This window comes from Flammeovirga aprica JL-4 (assembly GCF_012844305.1).
GTDB classification, from domain to species: Bacteria; Bacteroidota; Bacteroidia; order Cytophagales; family Flammeovirgaceae; genus Flammeovirga; species Flammeovirga aprica.
This window is the reverse complement of the sequence record NZ_JABANE010000059.1, coordinates 39670-58211: the sequence shown is the minus strand read 5'-3', so window position 1 is coordinate 58211 and position 18542 is coordinate 39670. Positions and strand designations below refer to the sequence as shown.

Below are 18542 nucleotides of genomic sequence, written 5' to 3'. Positions count from 1 at the left end.
TTTTCTACTTTATCCCAATGGATTGTATTCATATAGGCAAATAATTTATTGGTCTGCTTTTCTTTTGATTCTTTTTCTATTTCTCCTAAAAATGTTTGATCATCTTTAGTGAGTGTTACATCGGTCTCTTTTCCACTTAATATATCCTCCATTGTCTTAATCCTATCAAATGCTTTATTCCTTGCTTCTAATGCTTTAGATGAATTTAATTGAGCATAAGCCTTAGAGTTGTAGACTGTGGAAATATAGGATAATGTGTCAGTGCCGGGTTTTTCCCATACATTGATTTCGGTGCTTGCCTCAATATTGAAACCTGCTCTTACTCCAACTACTCCTCCATAACTTATTCGATTTGATTCCACTTTTGGAGGCTTTAAATCCGCTAAAATTAAAAACCTCTGATATTGAAGATGAAAGTCTGTTAATCCTTTTTCATGATTAACAAAATGTAATACAAACTTCACTCCTGCATCAAATGTAGGATCCTTTTTATCATCCTCAGGCAATTTGCCAGTCTCTCTTAAAGAGGTTATTTCTTTATATGCTTTTGCTCCTTTTTCATTATTTAATGATGATGTAAAAAGCATCCCACCTCCAGGTGAAAATGAACCTTTTGGACCTCGCAATGGATTTAAGGTTTTTATATAACTCGTTGCACTATCTTTAAAAAATGAAATCCCATTGCCTAACGCTTTAGACATTACCGAAAAATCCATTTTCCTCAACTTATTGATATCACCCTTTAATTCTCCAACGCTATTCTGAAGTTCCTTGATTTTCTCCATGTAATTAGGAGTTTTCCCATCTACTTTTTTAGTGAGGTTCTGATAATACTCTCTTAACTGACTCCCTTTTAGTTCTAATATAAATGTAAGATAATGTCCATTATTATCACTATTTGAGTCTTGATTAACATAATTATATACAATAGAAAAGGGGCCAGAATTAACCAGATAAACACTTCGATCTTCACCTAGTTTCGAATTCTCCTTAATTTTAGTTTCGTCTGCGTCTTCTCCTATTCTTTTAATCGATGGTAGCTCACTTATTTTATATATTTTATTATGAATAAAATCTTTGTCTGTTCTACTCTTTTCCTTCCCTTTTTCAGTTTTACCTCCTTCTTGATTATTTAGATTATAAGAATATTGATTTTTATATCTTTCAGCACCAGTATAAGCATATTTTTGATTTTCTTCATCACTCCAATATTCTATAAAGTTACTGTTCACAATATCCATACTTATAAAATACTGATAAATTTTATGGTTTAAATGTGTAGAAAAATGTTTCGCATTTTGATATACATCATTCTCTTTGAACAATGTCTTTGATGCACCAAAAGAGGCTATATCTTTCCCATCATCCCCAAGCCTATCAGCTAGTAATACTAATTCCCCATATGCTGTCACAGATACATCTGTGGCAATACGCATATCATCTCCCACACTAAGCCCTGCCCCAAGCTCTACACCTGCTTTCACGTAAAATTCAAGAAAAACATCTCCAATAATATAAACGTTGAGCTTAAAACTAATACTACTTCCACCCATCGTTTGATTAAGGATCGAATTCATTATATCATCAAAGAAGACAGGACTATACTCCGTAGCTTTCACTTCCCAAGTACCTTCATCAGACACTTTAAAATCTTTGGTATTAACTTTCCAAACATTTGGTCCACTTACAAATAAATGATCCTTTGTCTTTTCAAAACTAGGAACTCTAATTCCCTGAGTGGGCTGAAGGTACATACCACCATCCTTTGTTTGAATCCTTCCATTAGACACGTTTATACTTTCCCATTCATTGAGTTCTTTTAATTGCTCTAGTGATATACCAAATTTCTTAGCGATAATCAGAGGCCCTTCATCTTCTTTTACAGTGTATAGGTATTCAATATCACTTTGTGATGACTCTTGAAATTTAATTAAACTTCCTTGCTCAAAGTTATTGAACTTACGTTGTTCTACATCACTAACAGACAGGTTATAATCTTCAGATAGATTTTCCAAACCTTCAACATAATTTATTTCTCTATCTGCATTTAATAGGGTATAAATACTATCTGCTAATTCAGCATCAACGGGATAAAAATAATGTGCTGTTGTGTTGTTATAAACCCCGAAACCTCCTACAATATAAGGGATATCTTCTTTTATAAGTTTGCGAGATTCTTCCATATCCCTCTCGAAATCATCTCGTCCATAAGCCTCATAAAAATCATCAATAAGGGGTTGATTACGTTGCAAAGCCATCAAAGCACCTAATATATTTCGGCTATTCGCTTTCTTTTCTGATTTATATTTTTGTAATTCTTCCCATACCTTTTTTACGATCTGTTCAATAGTAAACCTATTCCAAAGTTTTTTTCGTTTCATAGAACCTTTCCTGACCAAATGTACAGCATTTTTTTGATCAATTGCAGTTTGGTAGTTTGTTACTACTCCTTCTAAATAAGGTTCAAGCTCAGCTGAAAACTCTCTAAATTTTCGATGAGAAAGGTTAGCATGCCTCATCTTAATACTCCCGCGCAAGTGAGGTAATAATTCTTTTCCTGCTATTTGACGATAAAAGTTTAAAAAATCATCAGTATAAACAGCATCCTTCTCAAAAGTTTTTAAATAGTTTATTAATTCTTCAAACCCAACATCAGCATTGTTTGAAATCTCGTTATAAATTCGTGCTGCATTATCGGTAAGAGATTCCGGTGTTATTGTTTTAGCAGTATTCTTTTTCTTCAGTTTTTGAACCACTGCACCATTCTCTACCACAAAAACGGCTTCTCCAGTAGCTATTTTTAACCCTTTATCGGGTAAATCGATGGTTTGACCAGGTTGAATCACCACTTTTTTACCAAACCAATCAGTTATTTGCCCCTCTTCTCTATTTACAGACCAGAAATTCTTCTTTGCAATTTCAGAAACCGATGTGCCAAATCTCTTTGCTATTGCCCACAAAGTATCTCCCGCAGGTACTATATATCGGTAATCTTGTTCATTATTTATTCTTTCAAGGATCAATTGCCCCTCAGGGATATTACCATTGTTATACTGTTCAACACTTTCTTGGGTATCTTCTAAGTTTACAAGTTCAGCTGTATTCCCTACATATTTAAGATCATTTTTTAAATCCCCTCTGTAAATAGTTTCCAGCACTTTTAATGTTTTTTTATCATTCTTACACCTATTGATTAAAGGGGCTATTTTATCTTCAGTAGCATGATAGCCATCAAGGTGATAATGTAATAATTGAGCAATTTCATATAATTCTTCAATAGGTAAAATTATATCATCTTGAACATTATCTGAAGCTCTTTTATTTAACCTATCCAACATTTTTTTACTTTCATCCTGCACCCACCAATCATTCATTGCTTCTTTCAATAAAGTTTTGTACTCCTGAGGAAGAACTTTTAAATCTTCTGATTGGATAAATTGCACAATATTAGTTGCCATATCATCCGAATCACTCCCTGCATCTTCTAAAGCGATCTTGATAATTTCCGGATCAAAAAAACACTGCCTTGCAACTTCCTTTGCTATTAAAATTTCATCAGTAAACTGACTTTTTATGATTTCCCAACGTTCTTGGGCTGGTATAATCATTTTTTCTTCTTCTAACCCTGAATAATCATAATAATGATTATTCATTTTATTCATCGAATGGTTTTTGTTTTCTCTTTCTAGCATAATTCCTCATTTTTAAAACTTAAATTCCTTCTGTTCTTTCTCCAATTCCACGAAGTGGTATAATTTCGCTTTTCTTCCCACAAGGCTTTCAAATTCATCTTGAGGTGTAATTAGCATTTGGGTGGTGGTATTGGTGATACATTTTATTTGCTGTAATTCTATAAAAAATTCATCCAGTGGATTAAACCATTGCTGTGATGAAATACTTCTTTTTCTAGTTCCTTTTTTATCAGTAATTTCAATTTCCAAACTCCCCATATGTACATAGATATAGGGTACTTCTTCTTCGAAATAATACTCTAAAGGCCTCTGACTCTTTTTAAGATCTACTACTTTGGAGATATCCATAATGTCGCAGACAATATCACCGTCAAGATCAACGAAGGAAGGTGATTTTTTCATACCCATCAAGATCTCCATCACGTTAGTAATTTCATTTTTCAAAGTGTACCCATTCCAAAGTTCTTTCAAAGATTCATTATCGTAAGTCAATCGGTACATTACCTCTGTCAGCTCGTTTTTAGGAAGTAAATCAGAAAGGATAATGAAGGCTGTTTGCTGTATTAGGTGGTCTTCATTTTCTAGCTGTGTGATCAATGTACTTTTAAATAAATCGGTTTTTAAAGTTGGGATCAGATGTAGCGTAGCAATTCTTGACCATCTGTTGGTCAGCTGAGCATCATTGTAAATTAGTTTATTGATGATATCATCCAGTTCTTCTGACTCTACAGGCCAATGTGCATCTAGTTCTTTTAATTTATCTTCATAAGAGAGTTTTTTGAAGATAATAATGATCATGGGTTTCACTTCCAATGTATTTGGCAGAGCCACTTCTAATAGTTGTACACCGAAGTTGATTTCATCTTCTGTTTTACTATTGATTACTGATTTTACAATCGCAAAAGTCTGATAGTCATAGAGGATACCACAAAATCGAAGAATGGCATCTAGTTTATCCAAACAGTCTTCAATTAATGCATTTTCGAGAATCTGATCTTCAATATTCTTTTTATTGACTTCCACTATTGCCATATAGTTCCATACAATCTGCTTGGAAAGTAATTCAATATGCTTTTCAATGATATACATATTTTTGTCAATACTTCCTTCTACTACACTCAAAGTATCTAAAGCCGCTAGATATACTTTTTGATTGGTATGATTCAATGCTTTTTGCAGGTAAGCATATGATTTCTCGGTATTCAGCAAACCGTAAAGCTGAAGGATTCTTTCTTGTGTCAAGACAGTCTGCCCTACGGCATTAAAAGTGGAGTGCAACATATCAGTGACATGATCTCCTATTTTATAAACAGCATCAATCACAACGTTCTGCAAGCCTACCTGAGCAATATTATTGACCATTTCACCATATACTTTATCAGATACTTCTCCTTCAGCACAAGAAATAATTGCCGCCCTTCTTACATTGATTACAGGATCTTGCAATAATCTTTTCAATACCGCTGAGCGTCTTTCTTCAGGAAGTTGAATGGATAATTTTGCACCTAGACTTCTTTCCTCTGATAGTTTTGATAATGAAAGTTGCTCTATATAGCTTTTATTGTCCAGACGCTCTTCTATTTCGGCCAAATCAAGGTAGACATCATGAATTTGTGTAGCATTTTGACTTTGCCAGAAACGCTTATATTTGATGATTTTTTGTAAGTGAACTAATAGGTCAATTTTCCCTTCTTTATGCATTTCATTCACGGCAAATGATTGTACTTCATCATTACTGTGATTGATAAAAGTAGGCAAATTGTTGTCCAAAGTGATTGGAGCAACTTTACGTAATAAATTTAAGGTTCGAATATTGATCCAAGACAGATCTTTTTTAGCGAATAAGTTAAGGATAGGGAATAAAACGGAGTATTTGAAGGCTTTATCTCCAATGGCGTCTTCCAGTTCTTGGTAGTAATCTTTTCTCAAGAAAAAGGTCACAATCATATAAGCCAGCACCAATGAAAGCAAAGCAAAATAGAGTAATTCTTTGTACTCATCCAGGTTGCCAAATGCGTAGTAAAGTCCATAGCAAAGGAGAACAGAAAAAAGAGAAACTGCAATTTGACTGATCAATAAGAAATCACTTCTTAGTTCTTCAGAAATAGTTTGGTAAACATCGTTTTTGGTTTCATCTTCCAAACTATATAAATAGGTAAAAAACAACACAAACAACAGTGATGTTACTACCATCTGAAGGGAAGGTATTCCCATAAATGACTCGTGCTGATTCTCCACAAAATAATGGATAGCAATGGATGCACTGGAGAAAAGAATAAGAATAAGCGGAGGTACGTGAAAAATAGAAAGCCTGCCAAATTTATCTATAATCTGATTGGTAAATAGCTTTCGAACCCCAAAAACAAAGACTGTAATAATTCCGAATGTAATCGCCTCAAAAGCAAGGATAGCAGTTTTATCTTCTTTGAAATGAGTCATAGACTGGAAAAACATCAACAGCACTAATGTCCATTTCATTGAAGTTAGAAAGATAGATTTTAAAATGATCAGGTGATAAAACCTATTCGTTATCACTTTCTTAAAAGAGTGTTTGGAACGTATGACAAGTATATTTTGATTGACTAGTTTCAAAGCTGAATAACTATTCAATAACCTCCACCAAAATACTATCAATACCAAGGAGGCTAATGGAGTGATGTATAAGGTATATGCTTCAAAATACACCGTTATGAGATAGATCACTCCAGTTGAAATTGTAAATCCAACTAGAAAGTACTGAGTGATAACTTTATCTATGGACGAAAATTTCAAGACTCTCTCTATACGGTTGTAGATATGAGCATACATCATAATCAACAACAAATAAAGAGACATATTGCATCCCATCTGAAATACTTCAACCGTATACCATTGATACTTTTCTATCCCAAAATAATAGGCAGCTGCAACACCAATCCCATACAACAGCATCGTATTGACTTGGGCTTTTTTCACTGAATAATGCCTGCTTAAAAGGAATAAAAGGACAGCAAAAGGCGTAAAAAGTAGAAATGCTATTCTTCCCCATTCCAACAATAATGCTACACTTATATCGTCTAAATGATCAAGGATAGATTTATTGAGGCAAGAAAAAATGATAGCGAAAAATAATACACTTAGCTTGAGATTATTATGCCTGTTGATATTGTCAATGGTAATGTTGTTTGCCATAGGAAGTTTTGTTAAAAAAGGAAGAGATTGCTTATTCCAGCTTTAGTCATAAGATTTATATGGGCAACTCCGTCACACTTGCCACAGAATAAGTAACACTTTCAATCAGTAACTCTCCAGTTTCAGCATTGAACTCACCCATTTCCCATGCAGTCGGGAAACATCTGTCTAATTTCAACGCATATTTAGGTTTATCTTTTTGATCAAATGCAACAATTATTAAATCTAATTTATAAACAAGATGATCTTTCGATGCTAAATTTTGAACACTCATTAAAAATGGCGTGCTTAAATTCATATCAGAGGATAGGATACCTTTCTTAAAAACAACATCATCATATTCCATTCCACTATATACATGATGCTGTTTATTATGACTGCCAAGTAATGCTATCTTTTCGGTTTTCATTTTGGCACTTATTCTTGATATACTTTGGAAAGAAGCAAAGGAATTATTCTTGTTTATTGTTTCTGTATTCCATTTGTTTGGATCTCCTTTTTCATCTACCCCGATTGTGATTACCTTGAAACGAAATCCCGGTAATATAGGCATTTCTGGTCCTACAAAAGATTTTTCTAATTTATCTTTATCATAATGTACTTGTGGCTTTTCCATAGTTATTGTGCTTCACTTTGATAATTAAATTCTCCTGTTTCTCCTGTTTCTTTGATTTGATAGAGGATATATATACTTAAAAATTTACCATTTAATTCGTCCTCTTCATCAATCGTTATATCCAAAACTTTAATACGATCTTCAAATTTTTGTATGGCCTCATTAATAGTGTACTTAATATCCAACACCAACTGACTGTTCAGCCTTTTAAATAAAAACTGCCTTAAGTTGCACCCGTAGTTGATATTCACTGGACGTTCTCCAGGATGGGTTGAAAAAAGAATATATAGGCTTTCCCTTATATCGATATGGTCTGACACCATCTCTATTTCTGTTCCCTTATCATTAAAGGAAGGTGGAAATTTCCAGCCGGTATAGTTTTTCATAATTATATTATTTAATCGACAAATGATTCATCCATAAACTGATCTTCCCAAAGCGACATGACATGATAATTTGCTACAGTGTTCCCTTCATAATTACCCATCGTTCTCATTTCTAGTCTGTAGTTATAGGTCTCTCCTTTCCAACGAAATTCAATTTTATTTCCCCTTGAACCATAATACGCTTGAGTAGTTCTGATTCTATCATGTGCATCACCAAAAGTACTTATTGCTTGTGCTATCACTAAGGCGTATTTACCTGTTTTCTTTTTACCTACACCTGCTACAATCTCGAAGGCATGACAACCATTCAGGTTTTCAATTATTGGCTGCCATTTTCCATTAGCCTCCACACTTCCTTTGTAAAGTGTTCCCACTCTTCCTTTCGCTCCAAGAGTAGCACCTACTTCCAATGAATGCTGAGGCTGAGGGCAATTGACACCTACTTGTCCCTCCTGACCAAACGTCATAATACTTTCCCCTTGAATATTCTGCAAGTGTAATTCTCTGTTGCCCTGCCCAGTTGTAAAGCTCCATATTGGACTACGGTCTTCAATATTCTTGAAAAAACTGACCAATTTATTTGTATCACCCACAGGGGAAAGCATCAGACCTTCATCCATACTTTTTGACAGTCCGTCATCAAGTTTGTTTACACTTGATTCGATCAAATCGTGAAAGTTTTCCTGAGAAGGTAATTTGCCTTGATTGAAAAAAGTTTTTAATGTATTTCTATCTAATAATGCCATGTTTATTTTTTCTTTTTGAATCTGTAGAAGTAATGCTGATAACCTACTTCAAAAGTGACTAAATGATTTCTATAATCATCATCTATATGAGCATAGGCAGTTGAAAAGATATCACCTTTATAGCGTTCAGATTCTAATACTAAATCATTGAGAGCATATTGGTATTGAACCAAAAAGTAAAAAGCACCTCTTTTGTATTGCTTTTTCAAACCAATACCGCCACCTAATCTTATCTCCTGAGTATACCTTTTGGTTAAAACTGACTTCTGATCTTGTGAGGTTTCTGTACTTCCCTCCAAAGCAAAGGTTCCTTTTATACTAGCATCAGCACTTAATAACTGATTATAATTACCTGTCAGTCTGATGAAAGGGTACAAAGGAGAAGTTGTAATGGATTTTTCGTTTTCAGAAGAAAGGTAAATATTTTTGGGATGCCTCCTGAAGTTAATATTCAACATCACTCCTGATGTAAAAAACTGTTGCTGTTCTTGATAAGTGGTTGTCAGAATACCCAGTACATCTTTATTTCTCAACTCAATAGTTGACATTCTATAGCCTGCAAAAAGCCCCCAATCCAACCAATGATATAAATACATACCAAAATTTAGGTTTCCTTCAAAACCCACTTGTTCATTGTAATTACTTGATTGAACATCTTGAGTAATAACATATGATCTATCAACTTGTACCAATCCCAAGTTACCTCCAGCTTCCACACCATAGTAAAAGGAAGGTTGTCTATTAAAATTATTAAGCAACTCTATATATTCCTGTGGATCATTTTCCTCATCCACCACAGAAAACGGGTTGGTTTTCAATAACTTTTTGATATCTGCTTCCGCCTCTGATTTTCTTAATTGATAGATGTTACAGAGCGCCAATAGTTTGTAAGCCTTTTCTTTCTGACTGTCATTAAAACCTCCTTTCAGACAATCCCTCAATAGGCCTTCTACTTCTTCAATATTTCCTTGATCAAAAGCGTTTTGAGCTTTTACCATTTTTTCGGCACAATCCATCTGTGCCATTACAGTTTGCTGTAGTAATAAGCTGAAGAGTAGTAATAGTATAGTTTTAGAATACTTCAACATAATGTTAGTGTTTAGAGCAGTGGTGAAGCAATAGATTTATAATTGTTCTGCTTTTTCTGAATATCCCTGTCTACCTTGTTCATCTTTTTGATTGCTTTGTCATAAGATGTATTTTCCCCTAAGAAAAAGGTAAAAGGAAGAATAAGGAAATTGCCTAACTTCCTGAAAAATGAATGCTTAACGTAACCATACTCCAAGTACAACAATCGCTTAAAATCCTTACGTGCTTTCTTTTTAAAAGTGTAGTAAGGCTTAAGTGTTAAATCATTAACGGGAGCTATTTTATTTTCACAACTCATGCCGTATTTCTCCACAATTTTAAAAAGTCCCATTTCAAAAAAGTCTGAAGTACGCTGAAGGGAATCATTTTCGAATGTTAGTACGTGTAATGATTTTTTATCATCCAGTATAAAAAACCACAGGTTATTATGATTAATGGCTTGTAATTGATAAGCATCCTGACCATTTTCACCTACATAACTAGGTACAAAAGCCCTTACTTTTTCTAAAAGTCCACCTTCTTCTACTTTTGCTTCCTCTTGTGCTACTGCATGATTTTGAAAACATCCAATCAGACAAAACAAAAGACCAAGAGTATATAATTTTAGTTTCATTTTATGATTGTTTTTCAAAATTAGATTGACTTTGTTCTGTTGAAGTTTGTGAACTACCTTCCTCATTCTTGGAGTCATTATTAGAAGAAGATGTATTATCAAATTCCTGTGCAAAAGATAAATCGACTTTCGCTCTTAATGGTATTCCTTCATTACTCATCAACTCAAAAGTGGTATTCAAAGAAGTCACCAAAAATTTGTCATCTTTTCCAATACCAAGAGCATCTCCATCAAATGTTACAATTCTAGGAATTCGATGTTCTAAATCCATCAAACTTTTTTGTAAATCATCAAGTATCGATTGAATTTTAGCTCCTTCTTGATAAAGCATTCCAGTATCATCGAGATATGCAGTAAAAGAGAAGTTTTTACTTATTCTTGATACATCATTCTTATTTTGTCCAACTTTTTTGTCTTTACTATCCTTATCATCATCGGAATTTTGATTTTGATCATTCAGACCTGAAGCCGAGACACTAGTACTTACATTAGTTATAGCCTGTAATGATACGTCTTTAACTTTTGACTTTATTACTATATTCATCTTTTCTAATCTCCTATTAAAACATCTGCACTTCCTTGTAAAATAGTTCCAGCAGGTAATAGATCTCCCATTCTTACTGCTGGCTTCCCTTCTATAAACACGGTATTACTTGTCAAAATTGGTTGACAACCGCATGGAAGGGGCTGTACTCCCATTGCCGGCATTTTATTGATAAAAACAGTGGCATTAGCTACAATAGGCAATACCAATGGAGGTGCCGGAGGATGTGCTTTACATTCGTACATATCTCCTAATCTTGCTGCAGGTTTCATCTTTTTCTAATTAATAAATACTTGTGTTCCTTTTAATTCTAACATTGTACCTGCTTCCGCTCCCAATTTTGCGGCTGCAGCGACAGTGACTTCTTGTCCATCTATGGATAAACTGCTCGCAGATTCCAACTTCATTTCAGAAGCTGCAGTCAAACTGATTTTATCTGCATTGATATTCACCTCACCATCAGGGCTATTGATATTAATGTTATTTTCTTTATCTAGTATGCACTCTGTCAATACAGTATCTCCGTCTGTTACTTTCAAATGAAGAATACCATTTGCCTCATCTAAAGTTACATGAGCACTCTCAGAATGAAGATGGATTAATTCGTTTTCATCATCAAAGGCCAATTGTAAATTACTTTTTGTAACAATTGATTTATATCCTTCCGTACCAACATGAGGGTGTTCGTCTGAGTTTTTGAAGATGGAGCCCAAAATAATTGGATTGTCAGGGTGACCTCCTAAAAAACCAACCACAACTTCGTCTTCCAATTCTGGCAACCAAAGTGTACCGTGTGCTTCGCCAGCATAGAAACTAGCTAACCGTGCCCAAACCAATGGCTCCACATCATTGGACATATCTGTCTGCATTAATAATGGCAATTCAACTTGCACCAAATATTGATCTGTGGCATGTTGATCATCACTACTTTGTACTTTCTTGACTATACCATGTTGTAAACCTGTAATTGCAAAGTTGGTATCTCCTGCTGTTGCTTGAGGTTTGTTTTCTTCTTTCGGCAACCCTAATAGCAATGTGGTTTTCCAATTGTCACTTTCTAAATGTTGCTCCACTCCGTAGACAAATGCATCTCCTTCTAAAATAGAGCCTGCTTCTACGATAGTGATAAAATCACCCGGCATTACATCATTGGTACCTTCAATTGTGATCCCTCCTTTTACTTTCCCCAGCTTACTTTCCTGGATCTTGTTCGTTAACCATTTCTTTCGGATAGCTGTATTTTCCTGTCCAAAAGAAATGATTTCCTGTGGACCAATATCTAATGCTCCAGAAACAGTAGCAGAATCCACACTTGCATCTCCTGCCTCAAAAGAAACAGACTCTGAAGATTCTTGTTCTACGGCCATATCTTCTACATTATAAGTATTGATATTGGCAATATCGTGCAAGTCTTCGATATCCATAAACACATTGAAGCGTGTGGTTTTGATCGGATCAATTTCCATCTTTGGTGTACCGTCTTCCAATACATCTTTTACAGATAGTTCTTCTGCTGATGGGCAGAACATACACCCTGCCTGCTTTATTTTAGACAATACGAAATCAAAATCATTCTGCTGATATTGTGTTATTCTACTTTCAGATTCCTCCTCTTCAATGTCCATCTGATTACTGACCGTCAGTTCATAATCACTGAAAATCTTATCGACTACCTCTGGCAGACTCAAGGCAAATAAACGATTGATGACCCTACGCTTCAATCGGAAAACAGGATGAAGTACCTCAATTACCGACATAAATCTCCTGCCTTTACTCTGAGTACCATACTTGGAAACAACTCCTTCAAAAAGAAGTACTTCATCCACATATTCATTCTTAGCATAGATCTTTACCTCACTAGAAGGATATAATTCAGACAAAGATGAGAAATCCGTGCTTCGCCTTGCATTCATCAACGTAATACTGCAATAAGGAATATCGTTTACAGAATAGTTGATACTCAGACCCTTCAACTGATAAGCATAAAGCTCTAGTTCAGAACCATTAGCTTCTATCCTTACTTCCGTTCGGGTGTTATATAATTCATTCTTTTTTGTCATTTTCTTTACGATTAAAACCTTCCAAACTTGGTTCTTACAACTCTTTGATCGTTATCGATTTCTTCTTTACACTTTTCAGCCAATCCTTCAATAAACTCCATAGGAAGTCGATCCACAGATAAGCTTTGTATAAATTTCTCCATCAATTGTTCTTGTGTATGGAAATCCTTTTTGATTTCGATCTTAATGTTTAGTTCTTTGATTTTGACAGACATAATTAAGGCAGTTCTTTTTTGATGAAAAATCGGTAACTAAGGAAAAATAAAGCCAATCCTCCCAACAGAATTCCACATATCATCAGCAATACTTCTTTGGCACTGACAAAGTCATAGGTGATCATGAAGATGCCCAATCCGATGATTGTAAAGACTAAAATCAAAGTAGAGCTTGCTACTTTCATCAGTTTTGTAAGTCTGTATCTGAAAGAAAGAAATAGTAATATAAAACAGGAATTGAGCCCCATTACTCCACCAAACATATACATCAGCATACTTGGGTTAGAGAGTATCGATCTTGGATTCGAGATGGCTCTTAATGCATAATTAAGATATCTCCTTGTTTTTCCCATTGAGAATGTGGACCCGGCTTCTTCTGGCGAGAGTGTAAAATTATCTTTGACCTTCACCCACATTTCAGGATTTCCATTATCAAAACCTAAGGCCCAGAAGCCAATTCCCTTCAATTCGTGTTTCTTGATCAGGTCAATTTTCTTTTGTAACGTAACACTGTCTTCAAACCAAATCTGATGATACCTTCCTTTATCGTCTCTATAAACATGAAAGGCACTTCCACTCAAGGCTTCTCTTTGCACAGGTATACCTCCAATCTTACTATCAATCTGCTTTTTCGTCAAATAACCTACAAATTGAGTTACTTTGGAAGGGTAAGTCAAATCTTCAGTCACCCATTCTGCACCATACAGTGGTGAAGCTAGAATAAGTTTATCAGAAGGAATACCGTCTACTTTATATTCTAGTACACTTCGTTCAATATTGAATTCCCACCAAAAATCACCACTTTCTATTGGCGCCACAGGCCCCGCAACCTGACTATTCTGACCATAAAATTCATACCCCATTACGATAAATTGATCTACATATGGGGTAAGACTTTGGATATCAAATACACCATTAAAATCTTTGGGCGGTATCGTTAATGTCACTCTGAATTTTGGGTTTGACTTTCTGAGTGAATTTGATAAATCAATGATAAAATTGGTAAAGTCTTGTCGATGCTCTTTCGGAATATTCTCAAAATCGATGTTTACACCATCAGCATTTCTTAAGTAAAGCAAAGTGATCAGATTCTCTATTAATTTCTGTTGTTGATCATTTCTGTTCTTTAAAAAAGTTCTGTTATTGTTGTATCCAAAATTGGTTACGGTCATTAATACTTTACAATTATGAATGTGAGCAGAGTCGATTAAAGCAGTTGTTTCCCAATCATGAATACTATGGTAACTTCCATCTACAGCATTCAATTCATATGAAAAATAAGCGATTGTACTTAGTAAAGAGAAGTTATAAGAATCATAACCTTTACCCATCCAGTAAGGGTGCCATCCGAATACTTCCACATTCTCTAACAGCTCATAATTTCCCTCTAAAGATTTATTACTTACCAAGTTCATTTTTTTCTGCCATTCAGCTTCAGAAAAATCTCCTGCAATTTTATTTTTCTTGACTTCTCGCAGACGGTTCTTCATCTTCAATGTATCGATAAAAGCTTTTTCTTCCAGGGCTAATAATTCCGCTTCTAAAGAATCTTCTTTTGCCTCAGCTTCCGCTTCTTCTTCCATCAATGCCATTTCTTCAGGCGTATTGCTTGTAGAGTCAGAAGCAGTTTCTTCCTTTTTCTCTTCAGCAGCCTCTTCCTTGTCAGATGCTTTTTCTGATTGCTCTTCAGCTGATCCTCCGTTGGCTTGCTTTACATAGTTTTGAAGCATTACTTTCAAACCTTGCTGCTCCTTTTTCTCTTCTTCCTTCTCCTCTTTTTCTTCTTGAGCATACGTTGGCAATGCAGCAACAAGAAAGAGCATCAGAATTAATAGTTTGTATGTTTTGTTCATTTGTAACATGTTGCTTAGCTATATGAATTGACAATAAGATCTACTCCCAACTGCAAGTTATTAATACCCGCTTTATCGTTGTTTGGAATATTGATATATACTTCATGACTCTCCGCTGAAGTGAGTACACTCCATGGTTTTGAAGCTTCAATAAAACTATCTGAATAGTCTTCTTGTGCTGTATCTATTAATTTGTATTTCTTTTCATTTTTCACAAGATGTACCATCGAAAGGTGCTTGATCCCATCTACATAAGAAATTGTTTTCAGGTAACTTAAAATATCAGACAAGTGCAATTTACCTCCTAATACTAATCGGTTCGCATTTGACAGTGAAATGGTATCAATGTATTGTGTTAGTTGCTGTTTGATCTCATCCAAATAGAAACCTTGTGTATATCCCTCTTTTAAAGAAATAGCCACATTGACCTTCACTGTTTCATAAATTGGTGAGCAAATATTGAACTTCACATGTGGCGAAATAATATCTCTCAGAAAACGCTCTACTCTTTGCAACAAACTGTTGGATGCAATAGGAAATTTATCATCTGATTTAGGAATAATCACTATAAGCAGAGATCTGTTTTCTTCTGAAACAGGAATACAAATCACCTGATTAATCTCATGGAATTCAGTCAATAAAATTCGCTCATAATCCCAATTGGTCACTGGTCTGTTTCTATGCTTTATCGTTTCTGAAACTCTATTGATAAAGGCGCCGCTCTCCTCCGCTCGTTTTCCTCCAACAGAAGGTAAAGGTTGTTCTATACTTCGAATACCTGGAAGTTTAGTATTGGATCTGAAAATAGAAAGTGCAGGCAATTCCTGACCGAAATCATAATGTTCTCTATCATTAGGTAAAATCAACCCCACCTTCACCACTTTAGAATACACTCTCTCAATCACTGCATAGTTCTCGATCACATCCGGAATGTACATACGCAACCACAATTTGCCTGATGGTTTTAATTGGTGAGCTGTAGAATGCTCAGGTACTTTGATAGAAATCATACCCGTTTTTGATAAACACTCCGTCTCATCATTTAAAATATTGGCACCCGCAATCTTTTCCCATTTATTATCATATAATACTTCCCATACTATCTGATACTGACTAGTCTGAATTTCCTGATCTGTTGTGGATTTAATTTGAAATAAGAATGAAACAATATCTCCTTCTACAGCATTTTCAATCCCCAAATCAAGAATAATTCCCTCATTAATTTCTGGCAATAATTTAGGGTTATCATCTTTCACAGGAACCACTATGTCACCCACTCCATAAAAAAGTTTACTCGAACTTTCTTCCCTCATCATTTTACTATCCAAAATAATAGCGGCTTTTGCTACATAGTCAGCCTCAATTTTTTCAATGATAGGTACATAAGGTGCGGGCAGCTCTACATCCTTTTTCTTCTTTTTCAAAGGATTAAAACTAATGCCATTCTTCACTTGAGCCGTAAGCAATTGTGGATACAGCAAATGTCCAAATCCAATTTCCGGGCTTGAAATTGTCAGTTTTAAGAAACCATTTTTAGCATAATTTGAAAAACCTGCCAAATCCTCTTTCTGTGCTTCTTCTATCGTGACAGGTTGCTGATAATTAATATCGTTCAAGTCTGTTTTCTTAGAAATACCACCAATATCTTCTACTTCTCCAGTTGGATTATGACGAATATTGGAGAACATATTTCTTTCATCAAGTTCAGCCCATTTCCCTTGTTTCAGCTGATCAATCTGAATTTTAAAACTAGAATTCTTCAGGTCTTCGGTTTCGTAATTTTCATAAAAACCTGTAAAACCATTAGGATGTAAAGGAGCATTGAACCACTTGATTCTTAAGTTGAAATGTTCGATTGGCTTAAAGAAAACCTCTTTACTTCCTAAAACTAAAAAGTCACCTTGTTTTGGTTGATTTCCCCAAGCATTATATGGAATATCAGTACCCAATTGCCCTTGCTGATTATAAGCTTTGAACCCCGTATATCCTTTTACATGAGTCTGAATCACCACTCTATCCAACACTAAATCAGAAAGGAAAGAATAGCCATAAAGGTATGTTTCCGTGTTAAGTGTAAACTTGAACGCCGCATGATCAAACATCTGATGTTGCGAAATTGTTTTCTCAGGTTTGCATACAGCTGGCTCATTATCCTTTATGATGACTTTGAAAGAAAGTGAGTTTGGAGAATATTTAGATGTAAGAAAAATAACCTTCTGTACTTTCGTCCAACCTTGTTCAGATGAAAAATAGACGTTGAAGATATCTCCGAAAATATTATTGAAAAGCTGTCTTCCACTCCACCCCGTTATCTCTTTTACATTAGAGATCAATTGCGTAAGTGTGATCATAGAAGATTGTTTGAATTGGAAATTGAAAACGATTTCTCTATCTCCATTCTCAAGCTGTAAAATCTGATCACAAATACAAAAACTTACCGGCAAAGCTGTTGAACTCTGGTTATCCCATAAGTTTTTATTGATAAACTCTCCTTCCTTTACCTCCGCTTCTTGTTGTCTGATTGCTGTTACAACTTTCAAAGGCATTTTCTTGCCGATATGCTTATAAGAAACATTACTCAGATCAAGATGCGAAATCTCAGAAGTATTCACCACCACAGGGTAGTCCAACTGATACAATATATTTTTCCTTAACGCATCGCTTCCTGCTATAAATTTAGTCTTCGATGGAATTCTAGCATAGCGTACCCCGTCATTCAACTTAAAGCTCAAATAAGTAAAATCTACTTTTTCTTCTTTCCTTTTTTCATCCAGTAAAGTATTGAAATAAAGATTCAAATATCTTTTCGGAAAGCTATTCAACATTTTCTGAGGGTACTTGTAGATATGCTGATAAGCCATGATCAAATCAATTTGAGGCTGATTAGTAGACTGATGAATTAATTCATAGAAATATCGTTCTGTATTTCCACTCATTAAAAACAGATTATCAATCAATCTTACATTCAATCTTTGACAGATTTGAGCAACTACAGAATGATCTTTTTTCTCTAATGTATACTCTTCAAAAGTGTAATCTATAAACTGGAATATCTCTCGAATCAGCTTCTTTACTTTCTGTAAAACGTCCTTTAATTCCTCGTCTTCAAATAAGCACAAAAACTCAAGGTCTAATTGAGTTGAAATTGCATTAAGCGTAGTATTTATATTGAGGAAGATTTCGGAGTCAAAAAGCTGTTTTTTACTATAGTTTTTTATCCATTTATGATAATAATTAAGCAGTTCATAGACTAGAACAATCCCCTCCTTCAAAAATTTGATCTTCTTCTGAGGACGGTTAAACTGTCTTACTTTTTGAAAAATGATATTATTTCTTTTCTGAAAAATGGAGATGTCAAGTTCTTTTAATTCCGCAAGCACAGAGAAATCTGAAAAAAGTATCGTGTACCAGAAATCCCTAGCTTCCTGTCCTACCTCTTCTAAGTACTGAAAGTTATTCGTTAGTATATCTCTTAAATCGATGTCATTAAGTTGAAAGCCTTTGTCCACTAATTGTGATAACTCCCTACTGTCCTGACTTGTACCATTGTAAATCAT

At 34.8% G+C, this 18542-nt stretch carries 13 protein-coding genes; all 13 read right to left on the bottom strand.

Annotated elements, in window-relative coordinates:
- Window positions 1-3692: LysM peptidoglycan-binding domain-containing protein (locus HHU12_RS20045; protein WP_169658520.1), on the bottom strand; the 3692-nt coding region annotated here is incomplete at its 3' end.
- Between the two features lie 12 nt (window positions 3693-3704).
- Window positions 3705-6863, bottom strand: coding sequence for an MFS transporter (locus tag HHU12_RS20040; protein WP_169658519.1), 3159 nt, complete (start codon window positions 6861-6863; stop codon window positions 3705-3707).
- A 55-nt stretch (window positions 6864-6918) separates the two neighbouring features.
- Complete coding sequence (locus HHU12_RS20035; protein WP_169658518.1) at window positions 6919-7479, bottom strand: phage tail protein; 561 nt, start codon at window positions 7477-7479, stop codon at window positions 6919-6921.
- 2 nt (window positions 7480-7481) lie between these two features.
- Window positions 7482-7865, bottom strand: coding sequence for a GPW/gp25 family protein (locus HHU12_RS20030; protein WP_169658517.1), 384 nt, complete (start codon window positions 7863-7865; stop codon window positions 7482-7484).
- Window positions 7866-7876: 11 nt separating this feature from the next.
- Entirely contained in the window at window positions 7877-8611 is a 735-nt protein-coding gene (locus HHU12_RS20025; protein WP_169658516.1) for an adhesin, read from the bottom strand.
- A 2-nt stretch (window positions 8612-8613) separates the two neighbouring features.
- Window positions 8614-9699: a hypothetical protein gene (locus tag HHU12_RS20020; protein ID WP_169658515.1), complete on the bottom strand. Its 1086-nt coding sequence runs from the start codon at window positions 9697-9699 to the stop codon at window positions 8614-8616.
- Between the two features lie 11 nt (window positions 9700-9710).
- On the bottom strand, window positions 9711-10313 hold the full coding sequence (locus tag HHU12_RS20015) for a hypothetical protein (RefSeq protein WP_169658514.1): 603 nt from the start codon (window positions 10311-10313) through the stop codon (window positions 9711-9713).
- Window position 10314: 1 nt separating this feature from the next.
- Window positions 10315-10857 carry a CIS tube protein gene (locus HHU12_RS20010; RefSeq protein WP_169658513.1) on the bottom strand — a complete coding sequence of 181 codons (543 nt, stop codon included), beginning with the start codon at window positions 10855-10857 and terminating at the stop codon, window positions 10315-10317.
- Window positions 10858-10862: 5 nt separating this feature from the next.
- Window positions 10863-11129, bottom strand: coding sequence for a PAAR domain-containing protein (locus HHU12_RS20005; RefSeq protein ID WP_169658512.1), 267 nt, complete (start codon window positions 11127-11129; stop codon window positions 10863-10865).
- A 6-nt stretch (window positions 11130-11135) separates the two neighbouring features.
- Window positions 11136-12917, bottom strand: a complete 1782-nt coding sequence (locus HHU12_RS20000; protein ID WP_169658511.1) for a phage baseplate assembly protein V — start codon at window positions 12915-12917, stop codon at window positions 11136-11138.
- An 11-nt stretch (window positions 12918-12928) separates the two neighbouring features.
- Window positions 12929-13132: a hypothetical protein gene (locus HHU12_RS19995; RefSeq protein WP_169658510.1), complete on the bottom strand. Its 204-nt coding sequence runs from the start codon at window positions 13130-13132 to the stop codon at window positions 12929-12931.
- Window positions 13133-13134: 2 nt separating this feature from the next.
- Window positions 13135-14985 carry a glycosyl hydrolase family 18 protein gene (locus HHU12_RS19990; RefSeq protein WP_169658509.1) on the bottom strand — a complete coding sequence of 617 codons (1851 nt, stop codon included), beginning with the start codon at window positions 14983-14985 and terminating at the stop codon, window positions 13135-13137.
- A 14-nt stretch (window positions 14986-14999) separates the two neighbouring features.
- Complete coding sequence (locus tag HHU12_RS19985) at window positions 15000-18542, bottom strand: baseplate J/gp47 family protein (protein WP_169658508.1); 3543 nt, start codon at window positions 18540-18542, stop codon at window positions 15000-15002.